The sequence below is a fragment of the Aeromonas sp. ASNIH8 genome, from assembly GCF_002919855.1.
Classification (GTDB): domain Bacteria; phylum Pseudomonadota; class Gammaproteobacteria; order Enterobacterales; family Aeromonadaceae; genus Aeromonas; species Aeromonas caviae.
This window is the reverse complement of the sequence record NZ_PQLN01000009.1, coordinates 35,473-60,345: the sequence shown is the minus strand read 5'-3', so window position 1 is coordinate 60,345 and position 24,873 is coordinate 35,473. Positions and strand designations below refer to the sequence as shown.

The following is a 24,873-nucleotide window of genomic DNA, read 5'->3' as shown; positions in this document are numbered from 1 at the left end:
TGGCGTGTGTCCAGCCTTACTGGGCGCTCAGGCTGTAGGCCAGGGTCTGGTCGTTGAAGCGCACCACATAGGCACCGACCACTGCCGTGGTGATGTCTGCCCCGGCCAGCTCGGCCACGCCATCCTTGTTGGTGTCGCCGTAGTTCTGGGTCCAGTCCCCCTTGACGTCGAACTTGAAGCGCTGGCTGCCGTTCCTATCACCGCTGCCGGTGAAGGTGACGCTGGCCTGCCAGAGGTGATCCCCGACCAGGGACATGGGGGTGGTGCCCCAGTTGTTGGTGGTGCCGCGAATGTTGAGGCTGGCGACATTCTTGGCATAGGTGACGCTCACCGGAGTCAGGCTGTATTGCAGGGTCTGATCGTTGAAACGTACCCGGTACTGGCCGATGACCGGGGTGAGGATGTCACTGCCGGTCAGTTCGGCCACGCCGTCCTTGTTGGTGTCGCCGTAGTTCTGGGTCCAGTCCCCCTTGACGTCGAATTTGAAGCGCTGGTTGGTCTGACCGTCGAAGGTGACCAGGGCTTCCCACTGATTGTCGGCGATCAGCGTCATGGCAAGGGATCCCCAGGCATTGGGGGTGCCGCGGAAGTTCAGGGTGGGCAATACGCTGGCGTAGGTGCCGTTGTCGTCGGTGACGGTCACGGTGGCGCTGGCACTGGCGGTCAACCCTTCCGCATCGGTCACGGTGACCGTCACGGTATGGGTACCCGGGGTATCGAACCGGACGGTCTCGGTGGCGGCGGTGCCCCCGCTGGACCAGCTGTAGCTCACCACACCGCCATCATCGCTGGAAGCGGAGGCGTCGAACACCACGCTCTCGCCCGCCTTGACGCTGAGGGTTTTGGGAGAGAGGGCGGCGACCGGTGCCTGGTTGCTGGTGAGGGGGGTGACCGTGTAGCGCAGATCGCTCTCGCTCAGGGTGATGCGGTAGGTGCCCGCCCCGCTGACCAGGATATCCTTGCTGCTGCCCTTGTCGGCGATGCCATCCCCTTCGTTGTCGCCGTAGTTCTCGGCCCAGTTGCCGAAGACGTCGAACTTGAAGCGCTGGGCACCGGTGGCGTCACCGTTGCCGGTCAGGGTGAGGGTGGCGGACCAGACACGGTTGGCATCGACGGTCATGGGGGTGTTGCCCCAGGCGTTGTGGGTGCCGCGCAGGTTCATGCTGCTGAACTTGTTGCCCGGCAGGACGGAACCGCCGCAGGGGCTGGCCTTGGTGCAACCGGCGATGATGGCGGCCGCCTTCATGCCGGGGACGTTCAGGCTGGCCTTGCCGCTGCCATCGACGGTGACATAGCCGCCGCTGCAGTAGTCATTGCCCCCCAGGAGGTTGCAGTACTCGCCGGCCGGCAGGCCGGTCTGCACCGAGGCCACCAGGCTGCCGCTCTCGTTGTTGATGGCGACGAAGCCCTTGTCACCGCGGCTGAAGGCTATCTGATTGTTGCCGTTGTTCCACCAGTTGCTGACGGGCTGGCCTTCGGTCCGGTTGTGGAACAGGGCCATGTTCATGATGGTCGGTCGGCGCTGTTCGCAGTTCCACTGGCTGTCCGTGCAGGGCGTGCTGCCCGGCGCCCCCTTGTCGGTTTCATAGGTGCCCATGTTTTCAAAGCGATAGCCCGACATCACCTGCTTCCAGCCATAGGGCCAGGCCATCATGAAGGTGTTGGCCAGATCGTAGCGGGCACCGCTCATGAAGGTGAGCATGCCGCCACCGCCGTGGCCGCGTTCGCGGTCGTGGTTGACCACGAAGACGAAGGCCTTGTTGGAGGGGAGCAGGCCCCAGCTCTCGCCCAGGGTCTTGAGGTTCTTGATCTGGCCGTTGAAGTTGGCGGCGAGATCGGTGCCGTATTTGAAGTCGGTGACGGTGTCGATATAGGTGTAGCGGCCCGGCTGAATGTCGGGGGACTCCCCGCCTGCGCCGATCACCTCCAGGTAGGCCCTGGGGCTGCCCGCCTTGTCGAGGATGGCCTTCACATCGGCCGGCGCCATGTGCTTGGCCGCATCGATGCGAAAGCCCGCCACGCCCCAGCCGAGCAGGGTCTTCATGTAGGTGGCGATCTGATCCTGGACGTAGGATGAGCCGGTATTGAGGTCCGGCATGCCGTAGAGGGCGCCGTTCCAGACGTTGTTGCTGTCGCCGTAGTTGGTGATGTCGCCGCTGTGGTGGAAGTCGTTGTAGCCGAACTGGGGATATTGGTATTGCCCCGAGTTGTAGCTGCCGCCGCCGGTGGCGGTGCCGGAACCCGATGCCAGCTGGTTGAAGACGGCGTCGGCATAGACCTTGACCCCGGCCGCGTTGCAGCGGGCGATCATGCTCCTGAGCTCTGCCTCGCTACCGCCGAAGCTGTTGAAATTCTTGAAGCTGACCGGTTGATAGACGGTCCACCAGACCTGGCTGCCCTGCTTGTGCTCGGCGGGTGGGGTGATCTGGACGCCACCGAACCCCTTGGGCCCGAGCACGGTCTCGCACTCGTTGGCGATGTCGTTGAACTTCCATTGGAACAGGTGAACCATGACCCCTTCGGCGCTGGCAGTGTGGCTGAAAGAGCCGAGTGCCGCCGCCAGCAGGGCGGTTCGAAACAGTGTGTTGTGCATGACGATTTTCCCTTCGATCTTGTTATTGACGTATCACTGTCGTGTAGTCGAACGGACAACAAACAACCTCGTTCAGCTCCGTAGCATTCATGAAATCGACGTGGTTGAAAATCGAACAGGCTGAATTAATTAAGAAATGTGAATGAAAATGCTTTCATGCTATTCGGTGGCAGCAGGAGGGGGCAGAGGGGAGCAGATCGGTGCGAGATCCCGTCAAGCGGGTAGCGAAGGGGATGAACAGGGGCCCCGCAGGGCCCCGTGAACGTTCAGACGTTGGGTTCCTGCTGCCCGGCACTGGCCCGGGCACGACGCCCTGGCAGCATGCGGGTGACCAGGTTGCTGCGCTGGCGCCAGGAGGTGTAGGCGATGGCGCACAGGTGCAGGGCGATCATGCCCTGGAGTACCCAGGTGCACCACTCGTGCCAGTCGTCCGCCCCCAGATCGAAGCCGGTCTCGGTGTTCTGGAACCAGCCGGTCCCTGCGGTGGCGAGTACCAGCAGCCAGAGTGCCCAGACCGCCAGCTTGCCGCTGCCGTGATGGCCCGGGGTGGGCGGGGTCCGTTCGCGCAGGGCGTCGGCCTGATGGCGAAAATCCTCCCGGCTCGGGATGAGGGCACGCAGGCGGGCGTGGCCGCGAGCGAAGGTGAGCCCCCACAGCAGGCGTATGCCGATGAGCACCATGACGGCGTATCCCATCCGCTCGTGCCACTCCTCGCCCGCCTCGTTGAGCCAGAGATTGCCGATACAGATGGCCGCCACACCCCAGTGGGTGAGGCGCACCAGAGCATCCCAGTGGAAGGGATCAGCCTTTTTGCTTGGCATAGTTGTGGTACTCCTTCTTCAGGTCGTTGACCTTGGCCAGGTGCTCGCGCGCCTTGGCTTCGTCACCGGCCTGGAGGGCTGCCAGGCTGGCATCCAGCTCGGTCTGCACTTCGGTCATGCCTTCCAGGAACTTCTCCTTCTTGGCGGCGGGCATGTTCTTGCCCTTGGCGACGTCCAGCTGGGCCTTCATCTCCTTGATGTATTTCTCCATGGTGGCCGCGTCGTCGGCCTTGACGGCCTGCTTGTAGTTGAAGCCGATCTTCTTCATCGGCTGCTCCAGATCGCCGGCCATGGCAGGCAGGGCCATCAGGCCAAACATCAGGGGCAGCAGCAGGGGACGCACAGTTTTCAGCATGGGATTTCCTTATGAGACGACGAGATTGCAGGTTGTTATAGCACTCATTTGAGTGCGGTTTCACGCATCATGATGCCATGAAAGGGCGATCATTGTATGAAGAAAGTGCGACCAATTGTGACGAATTGTGCAGGGGATTGCTGTGGGAATGTAGCCGAAAGAGAACGGCCACCGGATCTCGCCTCCGGCAGGGATACAAGGGCGCGCATCTGGTCCGGGAAGGGGCTCGCAGGCAGTGAATCATGCTGCCATTATTTATCACACATCGGTTTTTTAAAGTCAGGTGAGTTTTTCAGGTGTTTTTGTTTTTGAAAGTCATCATCCATGGACGATTTCACTGCCAGAGCAGGTGCTGTGCAACAAAAAAAGGGCCCGCAGGCCCTTTGAGTGATCGGGATCCGGCCCTTATTCGGCCTGCTCGCGCTCAATGGCACGCCAGCCGATGTCCTTGCGATAGAAGATGCCGTCCCACTGGATGCGACCAGCGAGGGCATAGGCCCGCTGCTGGGCTTCCTGCACCGTGTGGCCGAGGGCGGTGGCGCACAGCACGCGACCACCCTGGGTCAGGCTGGTGTGTCCTTCCAGGCGGGTGCCTGCATGGAACACCTTCTCCCCTGCCACTTCGTCCACCGGCAGGCCACTGATGGGGTGGTTGCTGGTGTAGTCGCCGGGATAGCCACCCGCTGCCAGCACCACGCCGATGGCGGCACGGGGGTCATAGACGGCTTCCTTCTGATCCAGCTGGCCGGCACAGGCGGCGAGGCAGAGATCCACCAGATCGGACTGCATCCGCAGCATGATGGGCTGGGTTTCGGGGTCGCCGAAGCGGCAGTTGAACTCGATCACCTTGGGGTTGCCCTCGGCATCGATCATCAGGCCGGCGTAGAGGAAGCCGGTGTAGACGTTGCCCTCGGCCGCCATGCCGCGCACGGTCGGCATGATCACCCGTTCCATCACGCGCTGGTGCACTTCGTCGGTCACCACGGGGGCCGGGGAGTAAGCCCCCATGCCGCCGGTGTTGGGGCCGGTGTCGCCGTCGAAGGCGCGCTTGTGATCCTGGCTGGTGGCCATGGGCAGCACGTGCTCGCCGTCCACCATGACGATGAAGCTTGCCTCTTCCCCGTCCAGGAACTCCTCGATCACCACCCGGGCGCCGGCATCGCCGAAGGCATTGCCGGAGAGCATGTCACGCACCGCCGCTTCCGCCTCGTCGAGGGTCATGGCGACGATCACCCCTTTGCCGGCGGCCAGACCGTCGGCCTTGATGACGATGGGGGCGCCCTTCTCGCGCAGATAGGCCAGCGCCGGCTCCACCTCGGTGAAGTTCTGGTAATCGGCGGTGGGAATGGCGTGGCGGGCCAGGAAGTCCTTGGTGAAGGCCTTGGAGCCTTCGAGCTGGGCGGCGGCGGCGGTCGGGCCGAAGATGGTCTGATCGGCGGCGCGGAAGGCATCGACTACCCCTTTCACCAGGGGGGCTTCCGGTCCGACGATGGTGAGGCCGATCTGGTTCGCCTTGGCGAAGGCCAGCAGGCCCTCGATGTCGGTGGCCTGGATGGCGACGTTCTCGATGCCCGGCTCAAGCTGGGTGCCCGCATTGCCCGGTGCCACGAAGACCTGGGTCACCAGGGGGGAGTGTTTGGCCTTCCAGGCCAGGGCGTGTTCACGGCCGCCGTTGCCAATGATCAGTACTTTCATCGTCTCGCTCGCTTCTGTCTGAGTTCACTGGCGCTGCGGTGGCAACCTGCCAGTGGAAAGGATCCGGTGCTAAAGAGGCAGGGCCGCCATCGGCGGCCCTGGGCTGTCAGTGACGGAAATGACGCATGTTGGTGAACACCATGCACATGCCGTGTTCGTTGGCGGCGTCGATCACCTCCTGGTCGCGCATCGAGCCACCTGGCTGGATGACGCAGGAGATGCCCGCGGCAGCGGCGGCATCGATGCCGTCGCGGAACGGGAAGAAGGCGTCGGAGGCCATGACGGAGCCCGCCACGGTCAGCCCTTCATCCTCGGCCTTGATGCCAGCGATCTTGGCAGAGTAGACGCGGCTCATCTGGCCGGCTCCCACGCCGATGGTCTGGCCGTTCTTGGCGTAGACGATGGCGTTGGATTTGACGAACTTGGCGACCTTCCAGCAGAACAGCAGATCCTGCAACTCGGCCTCGGTGGGCTGACGCTGGCTGACCACGGTCAGATCCCCGAGCGTCACCATGCCCAGATCGCGCTCCTGCACCAGCAGGCCGCCGTTGACGCGCTTGAAGTCAAAGCCTTGCGCCGGGGCAGTCCACTGGCCGCACTCCAGCAGGCGCACGTTCTGCTTGGCGGCGACCGCCTCGCGGGCTGCCTGGCTGATGCTGGGGGCGATGATCACTTCCACGAACTGGCGGGCGACGATGGCCGCGGCGGTCTCGCCGTCCAGTTCGCGGTTGAAGGCGATGATGCCGCCAAAGGCCGAGGTGGGGTCGGTCTGGTAGGCGCGATCGTAGGCTGCCAGCAGGTCGTCACCGATGGCGACGCCGCAGGGGTTGGCATGCTTGACGATGACGCAGGCCGGTTCGCTGAACTCCTTCACGCACTCCAGCGCCGCATCAGTGTCGGCAATGTTGTTGTAGGAGAGGGCCTTGCCCTGCAGCTGGATGGCGCTTGCTACCGAGCCCGGCGCGGCCTGCTCTTCGGCGTAGAAGGCGGCAGCCTGGTGGCTGTTCTCGCCATAGCGCATGTCCTGCTTCTTGATGAACTGGCTGTTGAAGGTGCGGGGGAAGCGGGACTCTTCGTCGCCTTCCTTGTTTTCGCCGTAGGAGGGCACCAGGGTGCCGAAGTAGTTGGCGATCATGCCGTCGTAGGCGGCGGTGTGCTCGAAGGCGGCGATGGCCAGATCGAAGCGGGTGGAGAGGGTCAGGCTGTTGCCGTTGCCATCCATCTCGGCGATGACGCGGTCATAGTCGGAGGCCTTGACGACGATGGTGACGTCCTTGTGGTTCTTGGCAGCGGAGCGGACCATGGTCGGGCCGCCGATGTCGATGTTCTCGACGGCGTCTTCCAGGGTGCAACCGGCTTTGGCCACGGTGGCGGCGAAGGGATAGAGGTTGACGACGACCATGTCGATGGGGGAGATAGCGTGCTCGGCCATGATGGCGTCATCCCGGTCGCGACGGCCGAGAATGCCGCCGTGTACCTTGGGATGCAGGGTCTTGACCCGGCCGTCCATCATCTCGGGGAATCCGGTGTAGTCGGACACCTCGGTCACCGGCAGGCCCGCATCGGCCAGCAGCTTGGCGGTACCACCGGTGGAGAGCAGGGCCACACCACGCGCGTCGAGTGCCTTGGCAAATTCCAGGATGCCAGTCTTGTCAGACACACTCAGCAGTGCACGGCGAATGGGTCGAGCTTGTTCCATCACACTATCGTCCTCAGCATAACGGGGACCGTTCCATGGGAGGCGAGGCTCAACACACAGAGAGTCCCCAAATAAATGGAAGTGGGGGATTTCGCAAACCACTCTCGCCCGGGGCGGCCGTTGGCAAAAGCGTTTTAGGAAATGCCCGCTTGACGCGACGCTCTCTTGTGGGCGCGTATTCTACACAAAAAATGTGACCTGTGGTGGATTTTTTAAAGAGACAAACCCTTGTGGGATGCGGCGTTAAACGTTTTCTGGTGAATTTTTGTGAAACGTTTGTCTTTTCAGTGTTTTGGGGATAAATGGCCGGCAAGTGAGGGGTTAGCTGCTGCTTTCCTGCCTTTGACTGGCAATCGCCGGGCAAAGAGGTGATAGTGGAGGCCGGTTTATATTGAGTACCATGTCGGGAATGTCATGCGGGGGGAGAGGACCATGTATCGGATCGGTGAACTGGCCAAGGCGTGCGGGGTGAAGGCCGACACCCTGCGCTTTTATGAGAAGAACGGCCTCATCTCGCCGGGCATTCGCAACGAATCCGGCTATCGCCTCTACGGGGAGCAGGACAAGCGGCGGCTGGAGTTCATCATCCGCGCCAAGTCGGTGGGCTTCTCCCTCGCGGACATCGGCGAGCTGCTTGCCCTCGACACCAACAAGGCCAAGGTCACCTGCCAGGAGGTGAAGGCGGTGGCTGACACCAAGCTCGAACAGGTGGAGCAGAAGCTCCTGGAGCTGACCCGTTTTCGCGAGAACCTGAAGGCCCTCTCCGACATCTGCTGCGGCGGCCCGCGCTCGGCGGAGCACTGCGCCATCCTCGAGACCCTGGAGTCCGGCGCCCCTTCCCGCCACGAGCATCACGACCATGAGCACTGAGCTGCGTCGGCCCCGGGTCTCCGCCTTTCTCGCCCTCTCCCTCGACGGTTTCATCGCCGGGGAGGGGGGCGATCTGGCATGGCTGGCCCCCTATGGTGGCGACGGGCCGCAGGAGACCGGCTACAGCGCCCTGATGGCGAGCGCGGACACCCTGCTGATGGGGCGCAACACCTACGATATCGTGAGCGCCTTTCCCGAGTGGCCCTACGGGGACAAGCCGCTGGTGGTACTGACCCACAGGCCCGCCGACCCCCGTCCTCGGGTCTCCTTCCGGCAGGGGGCGCTGGCGCAGGTGCTGGACGAGTTGTGGCAGGGGGGAAGCCGTCACCTCTATCTGGATGGCGGGGAGCTGGTGAGGCAGGGTCTGCAGGGGGCCCTGGTGGACGAGCTGACCCTGTTCTGGGTGCCGGTCACCCTGGGGGGCGGGATCCCGCTCTTTACCGGGCCTCTCCCCGCAGGGTTGAGACCGGTGTCGAGCGCCGTGCTGCCAAGCGGCCTGGTGCGGGTTATCTATCACCCCGCCTGACAGCTTGCACGGGGGAGGCAAGAGGCGCACAATCGGCGCGTTTTTCGCCATCTGCCCTTCCAGGCAGGGACGATAGGCAAACACGACACCCCCATCAAGGAGCCCATATGGCCAAGAAGAAGGTGACCTGTGTCACCGCCGAACCCGCCTGCGAACATCAGCGCGGCACCATTCAGGACAACCACCTCAAGGCACTGGTGACCTCCCCCCTGTTCCAGGCCCGGGTCGAGCCGAGCAAGAAGGGCAAGGGCAGCTATCAGCGCAAGGCCAAGCACGGCAAGCGGTGGGAGCCCGGCCAACAGCAGATGGCAAGCGTCTGCTGCTGAGCGGGTTTCTGCCGCAAGGCATCAGTTAACACAATCAGGGCGCCAATAGCGCCCTGATTGTTGTTCTATTCGCTGGTGCTGACTTGCGGTCTTGACGCAAGAGAGTGAACCCGTGCTCACTCGTCCATAAAGAGTTCGAGCAGCACGTTGAGGTAGCGATGCCCGAGGGACGTGAGCTGCCAGCTATCGCCAAGATCCTCGATAAGCTCCTTGGTCCGGGCGATGGCGAGCATGGTCTCCACCCGCTCCAGCGGTAGCCCCGTGAAGGCCTCGAACTCCGCCTTGGGGGCGGGTTCAAACAATCTGAATCGGTTCATGAAGTACTCGAGCGGCAGATCGTCCGCGCTCACCTGCCATTGGCTGTCCAGATAGGGGCGGCTCGGATCCAGATAACCTTTCGGATGCTTCACCTTGGCGGTACGCAGGATCTGCTGGCTCGCGAGATCCGTCACCTTGCCGTGGGCGCCGCAGCCGATCCCCAGATAGTCGCCAAAGCGCCAGTAGTTGAGGTTGTGGCGGCACTGATACCCCTCTTTGGCATAGGCCGAGATCTCGTACTGCTGATAGCCCCGGGCGGTCAGCATGGCGTGGCCCTGCTCGTAGATGTCCCACAGGGTGTCATCTTCCGGCAATGTGGGGGGCTTGGAGGCGAATGCCGTGTTCGGCTCTATGGTGAGCTGATACCAGGAGAGGTGCGGCGGCGCGCAGTCGATAGCCTGCTGCAGGTCGTAGAGCGCATCGTCCAGGCTCTGATCCGGCAGGCCGTGCATCAGATCCAGGTTGAAGGTGGGAAGCGCGATGGCGTGGGCCAGCTCGGCGGCCTTGCGCGCCTCCTCGGGGCCGTGGATGCGGCCGAGCCGGGTCAATTTCTCCTGCTGGAAGCTCTGCACCCCGATGGAGATGCGGTTGATGCCGGCCCGCTGGAAGCCAGCGAACTTGTCCGCCTCCACCGTGCCCGGGTTGGCCTCCATGGTGATCTCGCAGTCCGCGGTGAGTTCGATGCGCGCACGCACTCCGTCCAGCAGCGCCTGCATGGCGTCGACGGAGAGCAGGCTCGGCGTGCCGCCACCGATAAAGATGGAGGAGAGGGGGCGCCCCTGGGCCCAGTGCAGATCCTGCTCCAGATCCTCCAGCAGGGCCGCCACGTACTCGAGGTGGGGCAGCTCCCCCTTCTGGGCGTGGGAGTTGAAGTCGCAGTAGGGGCACTTCTGGACGCACCAGGGCACGTGGATATAGAGGGAGAGGGGCGGCAGTTGCAGCATGGGATTTCCAGTATTCAACAATCAAAAGGGGTCGGGTGGCCCTGGTTGCCGGTGACAACGGGCGGGGCGCCGCGAACGAAACGGGGGCCGACGGCCCCCATTGTAGATGACAACGCGGCGGGAGACAGCGCTTTAGTTGACCGCAGCCAGGGCCGCTTTGAGCTTGGCCAGGGCCTGGCCACGGTGGCTGAGCTGGTTCTTGAGCTCCGCCGGCATCTGGGCCGAGGTGCAGTCGTGGTCGGGGACGAAGAACACCGGGTCGTAGCCGAAGCCGTGCTGGCCGCGGGGTTCGTCGATGATCATCCCCTCCCAGCTCGCCTGGCAGATAATGGGGGTGGGATCGTCGGCGTGGCGCATGTAGACCAGCACGCACCAGAAACGGGCGCTTTTCAGGTAATCCGGCGCGCCCTTGAGCTCGGCCAGCAGCTTGTCGATGTTCTCCTTGTCGCTGGCACCGGCACCGGCAAAACGGGCGGAGTAGACGCCGGGGCGGCCGTGCAGCAGATCCACTTCCAGACCGGAGTCGTCGGCCACGGCGGGCAGGCCGGTGACGCGGGCGGCGTGGCGGGCCTTGATGATGGCATTCTCGACGAAGGTGGTGCCGGTCTCGTCGGCATCGGAGACTGCAAACTCGCTCTGCGGGATCACCTGGATCTTCATATCAGCCAGCATGGCGGCCAATTCCTTCACCTTTTTCTGGTTCCCTGTTGCCAGGACAAGCTTGTTCATCACACACCTCCGCAAAAATAATCTGCGCATTCTATGCGGGGGAGGGGTTTAGTAAAAGCGCCAATTGCCCGGGATCCGGTGCCAACGGGGGATCCTGGTTCCACCCCCTGAGAGGTAGAAGAGATACATGTTTCCAACAGGGAATAACCGAAGTGATTAAATACCATTTCAATTCATTACTCTGAGTCAGTAGACTCGCGGCCCAATCGATATTCGTAGGGCTTGAGGTGACTGATGCCATTGATTCTTTTGCTTGTACTCCTGGTGTTGTTCAGCCCGCTGGCCATCGACATCTATCTGCCTGCCATCCCCCAGATGGCCGAGCAGCTGGGGGCCGAAGTGACCCTGATGCAGGGCACCATCACCTGGTTCCTGTTCAGCATGGGGCTGGGGCAACTGCTGGTGGGGCCGCTCGCCGATCGCTACGGGCGCAAACCCATTGCCCTGGGGGGCGTGCTGCTCTACGGCCTGAGCGCCCTGGCAGCCGGCTTTGCCGCCAGCCTGGGCGAGCTGATGCTGGCGCGGGTGCTGCAAGGCTTCGGGGCCTGCGCCACCTCGGTGGCCGCCTTCTCGGTGGTCCGTGACAGCTATGGCCCCAAGAAGAGCGGTCAGATGATCTCCTATCTGAACGGTGCCATCTGCTTCATCCCCGCACTGGCGCCCCTGCTGGGTGGCTGGCTCACCGCCAAGGCGGGCTGGTCGGCGAACTTCTGGTTCATGGCGGGTTACGCTGTCGTGGTCGGCAGCTGGCTGCTGTGGCGGATGCCGGAAACCCGCCCTGAGGAGACCAGCAGTGCTGGCCCGCTCATCAGCTGGTCCCGCTACAGCCCGGTGCTGCGCTCCCCGAGCTTCCTGTTCAACGCGGCGCTGTGCATGCTGGCGATGGCGGTAATCCTCGCCTACGTGACAGCGGCGCCGGTACAACTGATGGTGACCCTGGGGCTGGACATGAGTGGCTTCAGCCACTGGTTCACCGCCAATGCTGCCCTCAACATCCTGGCCTGCTTCCTGGCCCCGCGCTTCATCGCCCGGGTAGGGCCAAGACGGACCCTGCGCATCGGCCTGCTGGTGCTGCTGCTCTCCGCCATCACCCTGACCCTGGCCATGCACATCCCGCACCCGCTGGCTATGATGGGCCCGGTGTTCCTCTCCAGCATCGGTTTTGCGATGATCCTGGGCGCCGCCGCCGGTATGGCGCTGGCCCCCTTCGGCCACTGCGCCGGGACTGCTGCCGCCCTGCTCGGCCTGTTCCAGATGAGCGGCTCCGGCGCCCTGGTGGGGATCACCGGTTGGCTGATGCCGGATCCCCTGAGCCAGCTGGCCCTGCACATGTGGCTGCTGCTGCCCCCGCTGGTGATGCTGATGACCCGCCAGGGTCGCCGCTTGTGTTTGCAATAAATCCTGTGCTCTGATGAGCACACTCGGGGGGCCTTGAGCCCCCTTCTCTTTTTCAGGTGACCTCGCCTGCCTCGCATGATCACAGACCCGTGGAGAAAACCGGATGAGCCACACAATCAACGCCGCCCTGGTGGGATACGGCTTCGCAGGACAGACCTTTCACGCCCCCTTCCTGGCCACGACCCCAGGCCTGACCCTGCGCTGGGTGGTGAGCCGGGATGCCGCCAAGGTACAGGCGGCGTTGCCCGGCACCCGGGTCGGCACCCTGGAGCAGGTGCTGGCCGATGACAGCCTCGATCTGGTGGTGATCGCCACCCCCAACGACACCCACGCCCCCATCGCTCGCGAGGCCCTGCTGGCGGGCAAGCACGTGGTGATCGACAAGCCGTTCGCCCTGGATCTGGCCGAAGCGAAGGCGCTGGTCGAGTTGGCGGAGAAGCAGCAACGGCTGCTCAGCATCTTCCACAACCGGCGCTGGGACGGGGACTTCCTCACGGTGCGCCGTCTGCTGGCGGAGGGAGCGTTGGGGCAAGTTGCCCAGTTCGAATCCCACTTCGACCGTTATCGCCCCGAGGTGCGCCAGCGCTGGCGCGAGGCGGGCGGCCCGGGCTCCGGTCTCTGGTTCGATCTCGGCCCCCATATCCTGGATCAGTCGCTCCAGCTGTTCGGCCAGCCGGACTGGTTGCAGGCGGATCTGGGTAAGCAGCGCCCCGGGGCCCTGGCGGACGACTACTTCCATGTGGTGCTGGGTTATGGCGAGATGCGGGTCATTCTGCACGGCAGTTGTCTGGTGTCGGCCGTGATGCCCCGCTTCGTGGTGCACGGCAGTCAGGGCTCCTTCATCAAGTTCGGCATGGACGTGCAGGAGGAGCAGCTCAAGGAGGGCAAGCGGCCTCCGGCGGCGGACTGGGGCGTGGATCCCGCCCCCGGCCAGCTCAGCCAGATCCGGGACGGTCAGCTCGTGCAGCAGACCGTGGCTGGCGAGGCGGGGGACTACGGCGCCTACTATCGCGGCGTCTGCGCCGCCATCCGGGGAGAAGGGGAGAACCCGGTGCCGGCCGACGAGGCTCTGGCGGTGATGGCCTTGCTGGACCTGGCCCGGGAGAGCGACCAGCAGGGGCGGCGCCTGCCTTGTCAGAAGCTGTCTGACTGACGGCGTAATCCGGCAGCGCCGAGAGCCTGACAGAAAGACAATAGCTGACTGGCAATCGTCAGGTAATTGGCGATTTGTTGTGCGAATCTGGTGATGGATGGGTGTTTTATATTAATATTTGTCGTTGCAGCAGTGTTTCTTATCATGCCAACGAGAAAATATCATTGTGATACGCGTTTTCATCGGCCGCATATGGGGATATATTTCGCGCACCTTCGGGCTCCAGCGGCCGGTGTGCCGACAGGAGCCGGGGCGTACAGTGATGGTCCCTGCACCATCTCTCCATCTTTTTTTGAGGGTATGCACATGAACAAAGTACTGGTAGCCGGTATCCTGGGTCTGATGTTGACCGCCTGTGGTCAGAAAGAAGAAGCTGCCGCTCCGGCTGCGACCCCGGCCGCAGACGTTGCTGCCACTGTCGAGAAAGCCGCTAGCGAAGCGTCTGCTACCGTCGAGAAGGCTGCTTCCGAAGCTTCCGCTACTGTCGAGAAGGCTGCCGCTGACGTGGCCACCAAGGCTGAAGCTGCCGTGAGCGATGCCAAGGCCAACTAAGCCAGCACCTCATTGAAAAACGGGCCCGGCGCACTCGCGCCGGGCCCGTTTTTTTATGGCCATGGAAGGGCGTTGCCCGGTCAGCCGAGGGGTTCCACCAGCAGGATGTGGGAGTCGGCCCCCACCACCTTGACCCGGCTGCCGGCCGGCAGCGGCGCGTTGCAGCGCACCGTCCAGACGGTGTCGTCCAGATGCACCCGGCTCATCCCCTGGCTGACCTCGTCCAGCAGGGTCAGCTCGCGGCCCATGTAGCTTTGCATCCGCTCGTTGATGGGAGCGGCGGCATCCAGCCCGGAGCGATCCCGGCGATGCTGCCAGCGCCACCAGGCCCAGGTGGTGAGCAGGGATTGCAGGGCGAAGAGCAGCAACTGCGCCTGCCAGCCGAAGGGCCAGACCAGCAGCAAGAGTCCCACCTCCAGGGCGGCGATGCCGGTCCAGAGCAGGAAGCCCACCGACCCCATCACCTCGATGGCCAGCAGCACGAAGCCGAGCCCCAGCCAGTGCCAGTGGGTCAGCCCCTCGAACAGGGCTGTCATGATTTGCCCGCCTTGCCGTCTTTGTTGAACAGCTCGGCCATGCCCGCCACCGAGCCTATCAGGCTGCCCGCTTCCAGGGGCATCATGATGATCTTGCTGTTGGGGCCTTCACCGATGCGGGCCAGGGCCTCGGTGTATTTCTGGGCCACGAAGTAGTTGATGGCCTGCATGTCGCCCTCGGCGATCGCCTGGGAGACCATGTGGGTCGCCTTGGCTTCCGCCTCGGCGGCCCGCTCCCGCGCTTCAGCGGCGAGGAAGGCGGCCTGACGTTCACCCTCGGCTTTCAGGATCTGGGACTGCTTCTCCCCCTCGGCCTTCAAGATCTTGGACTGGCGCACCCCTTCGGCCTCCAGCACCTCGGCCCGCTTCTGGCGCTCGGCCTTCATCTGGGCGTTCATGGCTTCCACCAGGGCGAGGGGCGGGCGCACATCCTTGATCTCGATCCGGGTCACCTTGATGCCCCAGGGGGCGGTGGCGGCATCCATGGTGCGCAGCAGCTTCTCGTTGATGGTGTCGCGCTGGGAGAGCATTTCGTCCAGCTCCATGGCGCCGAGCACGGTCCGCATGTTGGTCATGGTGAGATTGCGGATGGCACTGGTGAGATCATTGACCTCGTAGCCCGCCTTGCGGGCATCCACCACCTGCACGAAGCTGATGGCGTCGATGGTGACGTTGGCGTTGTCCCGGGAGATCACCTCCTGGGCCGGGATGTCCAGCACCTGCTCCATCATGATGATCTTGTGACCGATGCGGTCGATGTAGGGGATCAGCAGGTTGAGGCCCGGGGAGAGGGTGCGGGTGTAGCGGCCGAAGCGCTCCACGGTCCAGTTGTAACCCTGGGGCACTATCTTGATGCCGGCACTCAGGGTGGCGAGTACCAGGAATATGAAGATCCCCAATACAATCAATGACTCATTCATGATTAAGCTCCTTATGAAACACTTTCACTAGCCTAGGGTCTGGTGCCATCCACCACAAGCAGATTCGCTTCTCTATTGCCGCCACACGGCTTTACTAATTACCAAAACGCATTAAAGAGCATTTTTTATTATTTTGAGGGATAAGCGCTCCTGCCTATAGTCGCCCCAGATGTCGCGATGCCGAGGAGCGGGCCCTGATGGATTATTTACCTATGTTTGCCAGGTTGGAAGGCCGCCCGGTACTGCTGGTGGGCGGGGGTGAGGTTGCCCTGCGCAAGGCGCGCCTGCTGCTGGCGGCAGGTGCCCGGATCACCCTGGTCTCTCCCGCGCTCGAGCCCGAGTTCCATGAATTTGCCGGTCGCTTCACCCATGTGGTGGCGCGTTTCGACCCGGCCCACCTGGCAGGGCAGATCCTGGTGGTGGCCGCGACCGACGATCTCGAGGTCAATGCCCTGGTCTACCAGAGCGCCACCGAGCGCGGTCTGTTCGTCAACCTGGTGGATGACCCCGAGCGTTCCAGCTTTATCTTTCCCTCCATCATCGATCGCAGCCCCATCGTGGTGGCTGTCTCCAGCGGCGGCAAGGCCCCCGTGCTGGTGCGCCTGTTGCGCGAGCGGCTCGAGAGCCTGCTGCCCCGCCATCTTGGCGGTCTGGCGGAGCTCTCCGGCCGGGTGCGCCGCCGGGCCAAGCAGGTGCTGGCCTCCCTCTCCGATCGCCGCCGCTTCTGGGAGCGCGCCTTTGCCTCCAACACCCTGGCCGGTCTGATTGAGAAAGCCGATTGGCAGGGTGCCGAGCAGTGGCTGAACGAGGGACTGGACAAAGCCCGTACCGAAGTGGGAGAAGTGGTGCTGGTAGGGGCGGGCCCGGGAGATCCTGGCCTGCTGACCCTCAAGGCGCTGCAACAGATCCAGCAGGCCGAAGTGGTGCTCTATGACCAGCTGGTCTCCCCCGAGATCCTGGACCTGGTGCGCCGCGACGCCACCCTGGTGTCGGTCGGCAAGAAGGCGGGTGCCCACAGCGTGCCCCAGGAAGAGACCAACCGCCTCTTGGTGGAATATGCCAAAGCGGGTAACCGGGTGGTGCGCCTCAAGGGGGGCGATCCCTTCATGTTCGGTCGTGGCGGCGAGGAGCTGGAAGTGCTGGCCGAGGAGGGCATTCCCTTCTCGGTAGTGCCCGGCATCACGGCGGCTGCCGGTGCCACCGCCTATGCGGGCATTCCGCTCACCCACCGCGACCATGCCCAGAGCGCCGTCTTCATCACCGGCCACTGCCAGAAGGAGGGCAAGGAGCCCGACTGGCAGCAGCTTGCGGCCACCAACCAGACCCTGGTCATCTACATGGGGCTGATGCGCTCCGAGCATATCCAGCAGCAACTGGTAAGCCATGGCCGACGCGCCGCCACCCCCATCGCCATCATCGAGCGGGGCACCACGGCCCGCCAGCGGGTGCTGACCGGCACCTTGGCGGATCTGGCCGAACTGGCCCAGCAGGCGGTGAGCCCGTCGCTTATCGTCATCGGTGAAGTGGTGGCCCTGCGCCAGCAACTCGCCTGGTTTGGCGAGCAGGGGCAAGGGCAGGAGGCAGAAAGCGGCCACGAGCTCAAGCTGGTGAGCCTGGCCTGAAGGGCGAGACCCGAATCGATTTGACGGTGCGGCCAAGGCGGCACCGAACTGAACCAACACCGCGCCCCGAGCAGGTGCGATAGCAATGAACCGAGGACCCAGACATGGACCGTGAAAGACTGACCCAACTGCAGCCATCCGATGCACAGAGCATCCGTGCAGGTGTCACCCGCGAGCGACTGACTCACCTGCAGCAACTGGAAGCCGAGAGCATCCATATCATCCGCGAGGTGGCCGCCGAATTTGAAAACCCGGTGATGATGTACTCCATCGGCAAGGACTCCTCCGTCATGCTGCACCTGGCCCGCAAGGCCTTCTACCCGGGCAAGATCCCCTTCCCCATGCTCCACGTGGACACCAACTGGAAGTTCAAGGAGATGATCAAGTTCCGGGACGAGACCGCCAAAAAGTTCGGGCTGGATCTCATCGTCCACAAGAACCCGGACGGTCTGGCCATGGACATCAACCCCTTCGTGCACGGCAGCAGCAAGCACACCGACATCATGAAGACCGAGGGGCTCAAGCAGGCGCTCAACAAATACGGCTTCGACGCCGCCTTCGGTGGTGCCCGTCGCGACGAGGAGAAATCCCGTGCCAAGGAGCGGGTCTACTCCTTCCGTGACAAGTCCCACCGCTGGGATCCGAAGAACCAGCGCCCGGAGCTGTGGCGCGTCTACAACAGCCAGGTCAACAAGGGTGAGAGCATCCGGGTCTTCCCGCTCTCCAACTGGACCGAGCTGGACATCTGGCAATACATCTATCTCGAGAACATCGACATAGTGCCGCTCTATTTCGCGGCCATGCGCCCAGTGGTGGAGCGCGGCGGCATCAAGATCATGGTGGATGACGATCGCATGCCCATCGGCCCGGAAGATGAAGTGAAACAGGAGCTGGTGCGCTTCCGTACCCTCGGCTGCTACCCGCTGACCGGGGCCATCGAGTCCAACGCCACCACCCTGCCGGAGATCATCGAAGAGATGCTGCTGACCACCTCGAGCGAGCGGCAAGGGCGGCTCATCGACCACGATCAGGCCGGCTCCATGGAGCAGAAGAAGCGTCAGGGCTATTTCTAAAAAAATGTTCTAAGGAATCGCATCATGAACAACCATATTCAGACCGCCATCAGCGAACAGGGCATCGAAGCCTACCTGCACGCCCAGCAACACAAGAGCCTGCTGCGCTTTCTCACCTGCGGCAGCGTGGATGACGGCAAGAGCACCCTCATCGGGCGCCTGCTGCACGACTCCCAGCAGATCTATGAAGATCAGTTGAAGGCGCTGGAATCCGACAGCCAGAAGCTCGGCACCACCGGCGAGAAGCTGGATCTGGCACTGCTGGTGGACGGCCTGCAGGCGGAGCGCGAGCAGGGCATCACCATCGACGTGGCCTACCGCTACTTCTCCACCGCCAAGCGCAAATTCATCATCTCGGACACCCCGGGCCACGAGCAGTACACCCGCAACATGGCCACCGGTGCCTCCACCTGCGATCTCGCCATCATCCTGATCGACGCCCGCAAGGGAGTGCTGGATCAGACCCGTCGTCACAGCTTTATCGCGAGCCTGCTCGGCATCAAGCAGTTTGTGGTGGCGGTGAACAAGATGGACCTGGTGGGGTTCAGCCAGGAGGTGTTCGAGCGCATCAGCGCCGAGTACCGCGAGTTCGCCAAGAAGCTCAGCGTCGACACCATCCACGTCGTGCCGGTCTCGGCCCTGGACGGTGACAACGTGGTCAACCCAAGCGACAAGCTGGCCTGGTACGAGGGGGAAACCCTGCTCTCCCTGCTGGAGTCTGCCGAGGTGGAGCGCGAGCTGGAGCGCCATCCGGTGCGCCTGCCGGTGCAGTACGTCAATCGCCCGAACCTCGATTTTCGCGGCTTCGCGGGCACCCTCGCCTCCGGCATCCTGCGGGTCGGCGACCGGCTGGCGGTGCTGCCGTCCGGCAAGGAGAGCACAGTCACCCGCATCGTCACCTTCGACGGGGATCTGGAGTATGCCCTGCCGGGTCAGGCCATCACGGTCACCTTCGCGGACGAGATCGACATCAGCCGGGGCGACCTGCTGGTGGACGCAGCGAAAAAGCCCCAGGTGACCCAGAACGTGCTGGCTCACATCGTCTGGATGGGGGAAGAGTCCCTGCAACCGGGCCGGGTCTATGACGTCAAGCTGGCAACCAAGAAGAGCCGCGGCCAGGTGGAGGCCATCCGCCACCGCATCGAGATCAACAAGCTCGACGAACTGCCGGCCTCCGAGCTCAAGCTCAACGAGATCGGCCTGTGCGAATTCAGCCTGACCGACCCGGTGGCGTTCGACCCCTACCAGGAGATCCGTGATACCGGCAGCTTTATCCTCATCGACCGGCTGACCAACGTCACCGTCGGTGCCGGCATGATAGTGGAAGGGCTGGCGGCCAAGGTTGTGGCAGGGCAATACAGCGAGTTCGAAGTGGAGCTCAACGCCCTGGTGCGCAAGCACTTCCCCCACTGGCAGGCGCTGACCATCAGCAACGATTCCGGCAAGGAGTAAGCCCATGACCTGGCAACAATCCCTGGTGCTGGGTCTGCTGGCTGCCCTCGTCGCCCTGCTGATCCAGGGCAAACTCCGGCCGGCGCTGCTCTTCTCGGGCGCCGTGCTCATCACCTACCTGAGCGGCCTGGCGGATATCAACGCCGTGGTGGCGGGCTACACCAACAGTGCCCTGCTGACCCTGGTGCTGCTGCTGCTGGTGTCGCTCGCGGTGGAGAAGACCCGGGTCATGAGCTGGTTCGCCAACCTGGTGGGCACCGGCTCGTTCAACAAGGTGCTGATCAAGGTGTGGTTCTCCACCGCCTTCCTGTCGGCCTTCGTCAACAACACCGCCGTGGTGGCCTCCATGCTGGGGGCGGTCAAACGCAACCCCAACCATGCGCCCTCCCGGCTGCTGTTGCCCATGTGCTTCGCGGCGACCTTTGGCGGCGTGCTGACCCTGATCGGCACCTCCACCAACCTCATCGTCAACAGCTTCCTCATCAAGATGGGGGCCAAGCCGCTCGGCATGTTCGACTTCTTCATGGTGGGGGCGGGAACCCTGGTGACCGGCCTTATCGCCGTGCTACTGTTCGCCCGCCACCTGCCGGAGCAGGACACCGAGATGAGCCGGGAATCCGGCTATTTTCTCGAGGCCAAGGTGGGCCCCGGCTCGCCGATGGCCGGGCGCAGCGTCAAGGAGAACGGCCTGCGCAGCCTGAAAAGCCTCTATCTCGCCGAGATCATCCGGGGCAACCAGGTGATCTGCCCGGTGCAGCCGGAACACGAGTTGCACGAGGGGGACATGCTGCTGTTCTGCGGCGACGTGGAGAGCGTCGGCGTGTTGCAGGAGCTCAAAGGGCTGGATCTCTACGGCCAGCACCGCCTCAACGGCCAGCACCTGGTGGAGGTGATCGTCAGCCACAGCTCGCGCCTGGTGGGTCAGACCATCAAGGATGCGGAGTTTCGCACCCATTTCGATGCGGTGGTGCTGGCGGTGCGCCGGGGCGAGACCCAGCTCACCGGCGGCCTCGGCCAGATTGAACTGCACGCAGGGGACACCTTGCTGCTGGCCCCCGGCCCCAAGTTTGCGGGCAACAAGTCCCTCTCCCGGGAGTTCGTGGTGGTGAGCGGGCTGGAGGCCTCCACCCGGCTTGATGCCACGCGCAGCGCCGCCGTGGTGGCGGGGTTCCTCGGGGTGCTGACCCTGTCGGTGTTCGATCTGGTGCCGCTCTTCAAGGGGCTGCTGGTGATGCTGGTGGTGCTGCTCTTCTCCCGCATCCTGACCCTGGACGAGATCCGCCGCCGCTTTCCCCTGGATATCTGGCTGGTGGTGGGCGGGGCGCTCGCCATCGCCGATCAGCTGGAGAAGAGCGGCCTGGCCAAGCTCATCGCCGACTGGCTGATGGGGGAGTTCAACGGGGCCAGTCCCTTTATCGCCTTCGTGGGGATCTATCTGTTTACCCTGGTGCTGACGGAGTTGATGAGCAACAACGCGGCGGCGGCCCTGGCCTTCCCCATGGGATTCCAGCTGGCGCTCAGCATGGATGTCTCCACCATGCCGTTCATTCTGGCGGTGCTGTTCGGGGCGAGTTCCAGCTTTATCCTGCCCTACGGCTACCAGACCAACCTGATGGTCTATGCGGCGGGCAACTACAAGATGCCGGATTATCTCAAGCTGGCCCTGCCGGTCTCCCTGGCCTACAGCATCGGAGTGATCGTCATGGTGCCCCTGCTGTTTCCGTTTTAAGGTCTGATACCGGGGGATGTGTTAAGGGCTGCTTATGTTAACGCAGCTTTTATCAAGGCAGCTTATGATGCAGGGGAGTGCCAGGGCACTGGCATCCAGGCGTGAGCGCCAATCAGGGAGTGTTGGATGAGCAATGCCATGGCATCAGCACGTTGTCGGCTGATAGTCCGAGGCGGCTCCCTGTGGTGCCGGACAGTTTAAGTTTTGAGGCGTGAGCGCCAATCAGGGGGTGTTGCATGCGCAATCTCAGGGCATCAGCACCTTGCCGCCTCATCGAGAGGCGGCTCCCCGCGGTGCCGGACAGTTTAAGTTTTGAGGCGTGAGCGCCAATCAAGGAGTGTTGGATGAGCAATATCGTGTGGCATCAGCATGCCGTCGACAAACAGAGCCGGGCAGAGCAGAAAGGACAGAAGCCGCTGGTGATCTGGTTCACCGGGCTCTCCGGGGCAGGTAAATCCACCCTGGCGGGGGCCCTGGAGCAGGCGCTGGCCGCGCAAGGCAAGCACACCTATCTGCTGGATGGGGACAACGTGCGCCACGGCCTGTGCGGGGATCTGGGCTTTGATGACGCCGCCCGTCAGGAGAATATCCGCCGGGTCGGCGAGGTGGCAAAACTGATGGTGGATGCGGGACTTATCGTGCTCACCGCCTTTATCTCGCCGTTTCGTGCCGAGCGTGCGCTGGTGCGCAATCTCGTGGGTGAAGGGGAGTTTGTCGAAGTCTTTGTCGATGCGCCGCTGGCCGTCTGTGAAGAGCGCGACCCCAAGGGGCTCTACAAAAAGGCGAGAGCCGGGGAGATCACGAATTTCACCGGTATCGACTCCGCCTACGAGGCACCGGAGCAGCCAGAAATTCACCTGCTGAACGCCGGCAAGCCGGTGGAAGCGCTGGTGGATGAGTTGCTGACCGCCCTGCGGCAGCGGGGATTAATCGACTGAGGTTGATTGTGCGAACAGAATATTGATAGACAAGGGGGCGATTGCCCCCTTGTCGCTGCTGTTTCTTCATCGAGTTCTTTGGATATATAGCACCTCGACCCTTGTGCTAAGGAAGGTGCGAATAAGTCATATGGCACGAGAGCATTTACTGGTAACTCATTGATATTAAATGACTAAAATTTTCATTTTTTGTTCGTGGGATACTTGTTCGCACTTTCCCTATCACCTGGGCAGTGAAATAATGGCGCCAACAAAATCAGGGCTGTCATCCTTCTTAATAACGTGCAGCCGGTCGCCACCCGCGTGGCTATTCCTCAAGCAAGGCTACCGCCCCTGAATTTCAGCCTCCAGTTTGCTGCGCTTTCCCTGCGGTGTGGCTCCGGTCTGGTTCATGGCTGACTCCGACAAGAGGGGATCTGATGGCCATGTTACCGAACGGAGCTGGTTAGGGAAGGGGGAGTGAGTGATTTCTCGGGCAAGATCAATAAATTGAGCTGCCATGGGGGGGCGGGCGATAGGGGTATCTCAGCGTCCGTACTTTCTCAATGCTCGCTGCGTATTTGGGCGGGGGGAATGAACTGCGGGATGCCACTCTGTTGAATGAGTTGCAGAGCAGATGCAAAGGTAATGACATCAAGGCCGGGCCAGTGATGGCATGGGCATCCCGGCCCAGTCAGATCTGCGTTTCCCACCAGAGATAAATGGGCCCGCTGCCGGTGACGACAGAGGCCCTTTTTTGTTGTTAGCGCACAGTCTCGGGATCAGCGGGCCAGCACCACCTGGCCGGCGGGGCTGGGGTTGACGAGTTGTGGAGAGGCGGGTTGTTGCTGGAACTGGCGTACCAGCCGATCCAGGTCGCTCAGTTGCCGTACCAGCTGGTTGATGCCGTGGACGGCATGCTGACTGCCGACGCTGGAGTCATCGGCCAGGGTCTTGATGCTGAGCACGTTGCGATCGATGTCGGCGGTAACCTAGGACTGCTCCTGCACGGCCTGGGCTATCTGGCTGCTGCCGGAGGCGACCTGCTGCAACATGCTGTTGATCTGCTGCAGTATGGTGCCGGTAGCGGAGGCCTTCTGCTGGCAGCTGGCGGAGAGATCCCCCCCTTTTTCCATCGCCTGCTCGGCGTTGGCCGCGCTGGTTTGCAGCAGGTTGATCATCTTCTGGATCTCGCCGGTGGAGGCCTGGGTCTTGATGGCCAGGGATCTGATCTCGTCCGCCACCACCGAGAAACCACGGCCCGCCTCACCGGCACGGGCCGCCTCGATGGCCGCATTGAGGGCCAGCAGGTTGGTCTGGTTGGCGATGCTGTTGATGACATCCAGGATGCCGTCGATATCCCGGCATTGGGTCGCCAGGGTGTGGATCACCGTCTTGGAGGTGGCGATCTCGCCGTGCATCCCCTCGACCGCCCCTATGGTCTCCTGCACGCTACGGTTGCCCTCCCGGAACAGGTCGGCGGTTTCATCCAGCAGGTCGGAGGCGGCGGTGGAGCTGTGGGACACCTCGCGGATCGACTCGGCCATCTGGGTGATGGCGGTGGCGACCTGATTGGTCTCGGCCTGTTGTTGCTGCAGGTTGCTGGTGATGGATTCGGCATTGCGCAGATCGCCTTCGGCCGAGTGCAGGATCCGGCTGCAGGTCTGCTGGGTGCGCGCCAGCACGGCGTTGAACTCGGCCTGATTCATCAACATGGCGAGCTCGATGGCGGCGATGTTGTCGACCTTGTTGGTGTAGAGCAGCTGCATCAGCGGGTTGTCGAAGCGGCTGCGGGCCAGCTTGTCGAGCTTGCCGAGGCGACGGCTCAGGGCCTGGGTGATCATGGCCGCCAGCAGCAAAGGCAGCACGGCAAGGGCCAGCAGCCAGCCGGAGGCCTGCTCATACCCCAGCGCCATCATGGCCACCAGGCTCGGCAGCAGGCAGAGGGTGATTGCCAGCGTGTGGGAGAAGGCCGGCAGCCTGAGCGCCAGCGGCGCCTTGTCGGCGCGCAGCCCGGCATAGATGCGCTCGGCCCGCTGCTTGATCTCCTCGCTGGGGGCGGTACGCACCGATTGATACTCCACCACCTTGCCGTGGGCATCCTTGATCGGCGTGACGAAGGCGCTGACCCAGTAGTGATCGCCGTTCTTGCAGCGATTCTTCACCGGCCCCATCCAGCTCTTGCCGGCCCAGATATGGTGCCAGAGGTCGGCGAAGGCCTGCTTGGGCATGTCCGGGTGGCGCACCAGGTTGTGGTGCTCCCCCTGCAGCTCCTCCAGCGTGAAGCCGGCGATCTGGCAGAACTCCTCGTTGGCGTAGGTGATACGGCTCTCCAGATCCGTGGTGGAGATGAGGTGCTGGTGTTCGGGATAGCGACGCTCATGCTGGGTGACAGGCTGATTGACTCTCATGGTGTGCTCCGAAACCGGGTTGTGGGGAAGGAGTCATCACCAATGCAAGGGCTGCACCAGCGGGGGTGAAAATCGTCGATCATGCGGCACTCATGCGGCACTCATGCGGCACGGCGGGAGGCGATGACCGGTGGCGAGCGGATCTGCGGGCGCGGGGCTGGCGCGTCAGAGAGGACGGATTTGCATTTCAGGAACCGTTTTGGCAACGGCGGCGCCATTTCGCGAGCGGCGGCG

20 protein-coding genes and 1 pseudogene are annotated in these 24,873 nt (G+C 63.1%); 11 read left to right on the top strand and 10 right to left on the bottom strand.

From position 1 onward, the window contains the following. Positions 1–16 precede the first annotated feature (16 nt). From C3418_RS04255 to purH, 5 genes are all read right to left on the bottom strand, one after another. Positions 17–2,593 (bottom strand): alpha amylase C-terminal domain-containing protein, encoded by a 2,577-nt coding sequence (locus C3418_RS04255; protein ID WP_103858031.1) that lies wholly within the window; start codon positions 2,591–2,593, stop codon positions 17–19. A 266-nt stretch (positions 2,594–2,859) separates the two neighbouring features. Further along, positions 2,860–3,414: a cytochrome b/b6 domain-containing protein gene (locus tag C3418_RS04250; protein WP_103858030.1), complete on the bottom strand. Its 555-nt coding sequence runs from the start codon at positions 3,412–3,414 to the stop codon at positions 2,860–2,862. Beyond that, entirely contained in the window at positions 3,395–3,769 is a 375-nt protein-coding gene (locus C3418_RS04245; protein WP_010675612.1) for a cytochrome b562, read from the bottom strand. Before C3418_RS04245 ends, C3418_RS04250 begins: the two co-directional genes overlap by 20 nt. A 405-nt stretch (positions 3,770–4,174) precedes the next feature. Further along, complete coding sequence (gene purD / locus C3418_RS04240) at positions 4,175–5,464, bottom strand: phosphoribosylamine--glycine ligase (protein ID WP_041211074.1); 1,290 nt, start codon at positions 5,462–5,464, stop codon at positions 4,175–4,177. Between the two features lie 106 nt (positions 5,465–5,570). Then, the gene (gene purH / locus C3418_RS04235) at positions 5,571–7,163 is read right to left on the bottom strand and encodes a bifunctional phosphoribosylaminoimidazolecarboxamide formyltransferase/IMP cyclohydrolase (RefSeq protein WP_010675610.1); all 1,593 of its coding nucleotides are present in this window, start codon (positions 7,161–7,163) and stop codon (positions 5,571–5,573) included. Between the two features lie 432 nt (positions 7,164–7,595). Between purH and zntR the strand changes: the two genes are divergently transcribed. The 3 genes from zntR (at position 7,596) to C3418_RS04220 (ending at position 8,885) form a co-directional block, all read left to right on the top strand. Next, positions 7,596–8,033 (top strand): Zn(2+)-responsive transcriptional regulator, encoded by a 438-nt coding sequence (gene zntR / locus C3418_RS04230; RefSeq protein ID WP_010675609.1) that lies wholly within the window; start codon positions 7,596–7,598, stop codon positions 8,031–8,033. Further along, the gene (locus tag C3418_RS04225; RefSeq protein ID WP_103858029.1) at positions 8,023–8,559 is read left to right on the top strand and encodes a dihydrofolate reductase family protein; all 537 of its coding nucleotides are present in this window, start codon (positions 8,023–8,025) and stop codon (positions 8,557–8,559) included. Before zntR ends, C3418_RS04225 begins: the two co-directional genes overlap by 11 nt. 107 nt (positions 8,560–8,666) lie before the next feature. Beyond that, complete coding sequence (locus C3418_RS04220; protein ID WP_069651880.1) at positions 8,667–8,885, top strand: alternative ribosome-rescue factor A; 219 nt, start codon at positions 8,667–8,669, stop codon at positions 8,883–8,885. A gap of 116 nt (positions 8,886–9,001) precedes the next feature. Here the strand turns inward: C3418_RS04220 and hemW are convergent, their stop codons facing one another. Both hemW and rdgB read right to left on the bottom strand, forming a co-directional pair. Further along, a complete protein-coding gene (gene hemW / locus C3418_RS04215) occupies positions 9,002–10,147 on the bottom strand; it encodes a radical SAM family heme chaperone HemW (RefSeq protein WP_103858028.1) in 1,146 nt (381 codons plus the stop codon). A 132-nt stretch (positions 10,148–10,279) separates the two neighbouring features. After that, on the bottom strand, positions 10,280–10,876 hold the full coding sequence (gene rdgB / locus C3418_RS04210; RefSeq protein WP_010675605.1) for an RdgB/HAM1 family non-canonical purine NTP pyrophosphatase: 597 nt from the start codon (positions 10,874–10,876) through the stop codon (positions 10,280–10,282). Positions 10,877–11,110: 234 nt separating this feature from the next. Between rdgB and C3418_RS04205 the strand changes: the two genes are divergently transcribed. From C3418_RS04205 to C3418_RS04195, 3 genes are all read left to right on the top strand, one after another. After that, a complete protein-coding gene (locus C3418_RS04205; protein WP_039040832.1) occupies positions 11,111–12,274 on the top strand; it encodes a multidrug effflux MFS transporter in 1,164 nt (387 codons plus the stop codon). A gap of 103 nt (positions 12,275–12,377) precedes the next feature. Continuing rightward, positions 12,378–13,427, top strand: coding sequence for an oxidoreductase (locus tag C3418_RS04200; RefSeq protein ID WP_041213888.1), 1,050 nt, complete (start codon positions 12,378–12,380; stop codon positions 13,425–13,427). A gap of 306 nt (positions 13,428–13,733) precedes the next feature. Continuing rightward, positions 13,734–13,979: a hypothetical protein gene (locus C3418_RS04195; protein WP_010675602.1), complete on the top strand. Its 246-nt coding sequence runs from the start codon at positions 13,734–13,736 to the stop codon at positions 13,977–13,979. 80 nt (positions 13,980–14,059) lie between these two features. Here C3418_RS04195 and C3418_RS04190 read toward each other — a convergent pair whose 3' ends face one another. Then, on the bottom strand, positions 14,060–14,515 hold the full coding sequence (locus C3418_RS04190; protein WP_010675601.1) for an NfeD family protein: 456 nt from the start codon (positions 14,513–14,515) through the stop codon (positions 14,060–14,062). Continuing rightward, positions 14,512–15,435: an SPFH domain-containing protein gene (locus C3418_RS04185; protein WP_029314806.1), complete on the bottom strand. Its 924-nt coding sequence runs from the start codon at positions 15,433–15,435 to the stop codon at positions 14,512–14,514. The genes C3418_RS04190 and C3418_RS04185 overlap by 4 nt, the downstream gene beginning before the upstream one ends. Before the next feature lie 197 nt (positions 15,436–15,632). On the opposite strand from C3418_RS04185, the gene cysG reads away from it, so the two are divergent. The 5 genes from cysG (at position 15,633) to cysC (ending at position 22,249) form a co-directional block, all read left to right on the top strand. Next, complete coding sequence (cysG, locus tag C3418_RS04180) at positions 15,633–17,057, top strand: siroheme synthase CysG (protein WP_103858027.1); 1,425 nt, start codon at positions 15,633–15,635, stop codon at positions 17,055–17,057. A 104-nt stretch (positions 17,058–17,161) separates the two neighbouring features. Next, positions 17,162–18,130, top strand: a complete 969-nt coding sequence (gene cysD, locus C3418_RS04175; RefSeq protein ID WP_103858026.1) for a sulfate adenylyltransferase subunit CysD — start codon at positions 17,162–17,164, stop codon at positions 18,128–18,130. 24 nt (positions 18,131–18,154) lie between these two features. Next, the gene (gene cysN, locus C3418_RS04170; RefSeq protein WP_103858025.1) at positions 18,155–19,582 is read left to right on the top strand and encodes a sulfate adenylyltransferase subunit CysN; all 1,428 of its coding nucleotides are present in this window, start codon (positions 18,155–18,157) and stop codon (positions 19,580–19,582) included. A gap of 4 nt (positions 19,583–19,586) precedes the next feature. Then, positions 19,587–21,311 (top strand): SLC13 family permease, encoded by a 1,725-nt coding sequence (locus tag C3418_RS04165; protein WP_103858024.1) that lies wholly within the window; start codon positions 19,587–19,589, stop codon positions 21,309–21,311. Between the two features lie 344 nt (positions 21,312–21,655). After that, complete coding sequence (gene cysC, locus C3418_RS04160) at positions 21,656–22,249, top strand: adenylyl-sulfate kinase (protein WP_103858023.1); 594 nt, start codon at positions 21,656–21,658, stop codon at positions 22,247–22,249. Between the two features lie 761 nt (positions 22,250–23,010). Here cysC and C3418_RS04155 read toward each other — a convergent pair. Further along, positions 23,011–24,639: pseudogene (locus tag C3418_RS04155) on the bottom strand (PAS domain-containing methyl-accepting chemotaxis protein). Positions 24,640–24,873 lie beyond the last annotated feature (234 nt).

What these genes read in the sequence shown, in the direction of transcription:
- C3418_RS04255 (WP_103858031.1), bottom strand. Translation starts at nt 2,593, where the DNA reads ATGCACAACACACTGTTTCGAACCGCCCTGCTGGCGGCGGCACTCGGC.
- C3418_RS04250 (WP_103858030.1), bottom strand. Translation starts at nt 3,414, where the DNA reads ATGCCAAGCAAAAAGGCTGATCCCTTCCACTGGGATGCTCTGGTGCGC.
- C3418_RS04245 (WP_010675612.1), bottom strand. Translation starts at nt 3,769, where the DNA reads ATGCTGAAAACTGTGCGTCCCCTGCTGCTGCCCCTGATGTTTGGCCTG.
- purD (WP_041211074.1), bottom strand. Translation starts at nt 5,464, where the DNA reads ATGAAAGTACTGATCATTGGCAACGGCGGCCGTGAACACGCCCTGGCC.
- purH (WP_010675610.1), bottom strand. Translation starts at nt 7,163, where the DNA reads ATGGAACAAGCTCGACCCATTCGCCGTGCACTGCTGAGTGTGTCTGAC.
- zntR (WP_010675609.1), top strand. Translation starts at nt 7,596, where the DNA reads ATGTATCGGATCGGTGAACTGGCCAAGGCGTGCGGGGTGAAGGCCGAC.
- C3418_RS04225 (WP_103858029.1), top strand. Translation starts at nt 8,023, where the DNA reads ATGAGCACTGAGCTGCGTCGGCCCCGGGTCTCCGCCTTTCTCGCCCTC.
- C3418_RS04220 (WP_069651880.1), top strand. Translation starts at nt 8,667, where the DNA reads ATGGCCAAGAAGAAGGTGACCTGTGTCACCGCCGAACCCGCCTGCGAA.
- hemW (WP_103858028.1), bottom strand. Translation starts at nt 10,147, where the DNA reads ATGCTGCAACTGCCGCCCCTCTCCCTCTATATCCACGTGCCCTGGTGC.
- rdgB (WP_010675605.1), bottom strand. Translation starts at nt 10,876, where the DNA reads ATGAACAAGCTTGTCCTGGCAACAGGGAACCAGAAAAAGGTGAAGGAA.
- C3418_RS04205 (WP_039040832.1), top strand. Translation starts at nt 11,111, where the DNA reads ATGCCATTGATTCTTTTGCTTGTACTCCTGGTGTTGTTCAGCCCGCTG.
- C3418_RS04200 (WP_041213888.1), top strand. Translation starts at nt 12,378, where the DNA reads ATGAGCCACACAATCAACGCCGCCCTGGTGGGATACGGCTTCGCAGGA.
- C3418_RS04195 (WP_010675602.1), top strand. Translation starts at nt 13,734, where the DNA reads ATGAACAAAGTACTGGTAGCCGGTATCCTGGGTCTGATGTTGACCGCC.
- C3418_RS04190 (WP_010675601.1), bottom strand. Translation starts at nt 14,515, where the DNA reads ATGACAGCCCTGTTCGAGGGGCTGACCCACTGGCACTGGCTGGGGCTC.
- C3418_RS04185 (WP_029314806.1), bottom strand. Translation starts at nt 15,435, where the DNA reads ATGAATGAGTCATTGATTGTATTGGGGATCTTCATATTCCTGGTACTC.
- cysG (WP_103858027.1), top strand. Translation starts at nt 15,633, where the DNA reads ATGGATTATTTACCTATGTTTGCCAGGTTGGAAGGCCGCCCGGTACTG.
- cysD (WP_103858026.1), top strand. Translation starts at nt 17,162, where the DNA reads ATGGACCGTGAAAGACTGACCCAACTGCAGCCATCCGATGCACAGAGC.
- cysN (WP_103858025.1), top strand. Translation starts at nt 18,155, where the DNA reads ATGAACAACCATATTCAGACCGCCATCAGCGAACAGGGCATCGAAGCC.
- C3418_RS04165 (WP_103858024.1), top strand. Translation starts at nt 19,587, where the DNA reads ATGACCTGGCAACAATCCCTGGTGCTGGGTCTGCTGGCTGCCCTCGTC.
- cysC (WP_103858023.1), top strand. Translation starts at nt 21,656, where the DNA reads ATGAGCAATATCGTGTGGCATCAGCATGCCGTCGACAAACAGAGCCGG.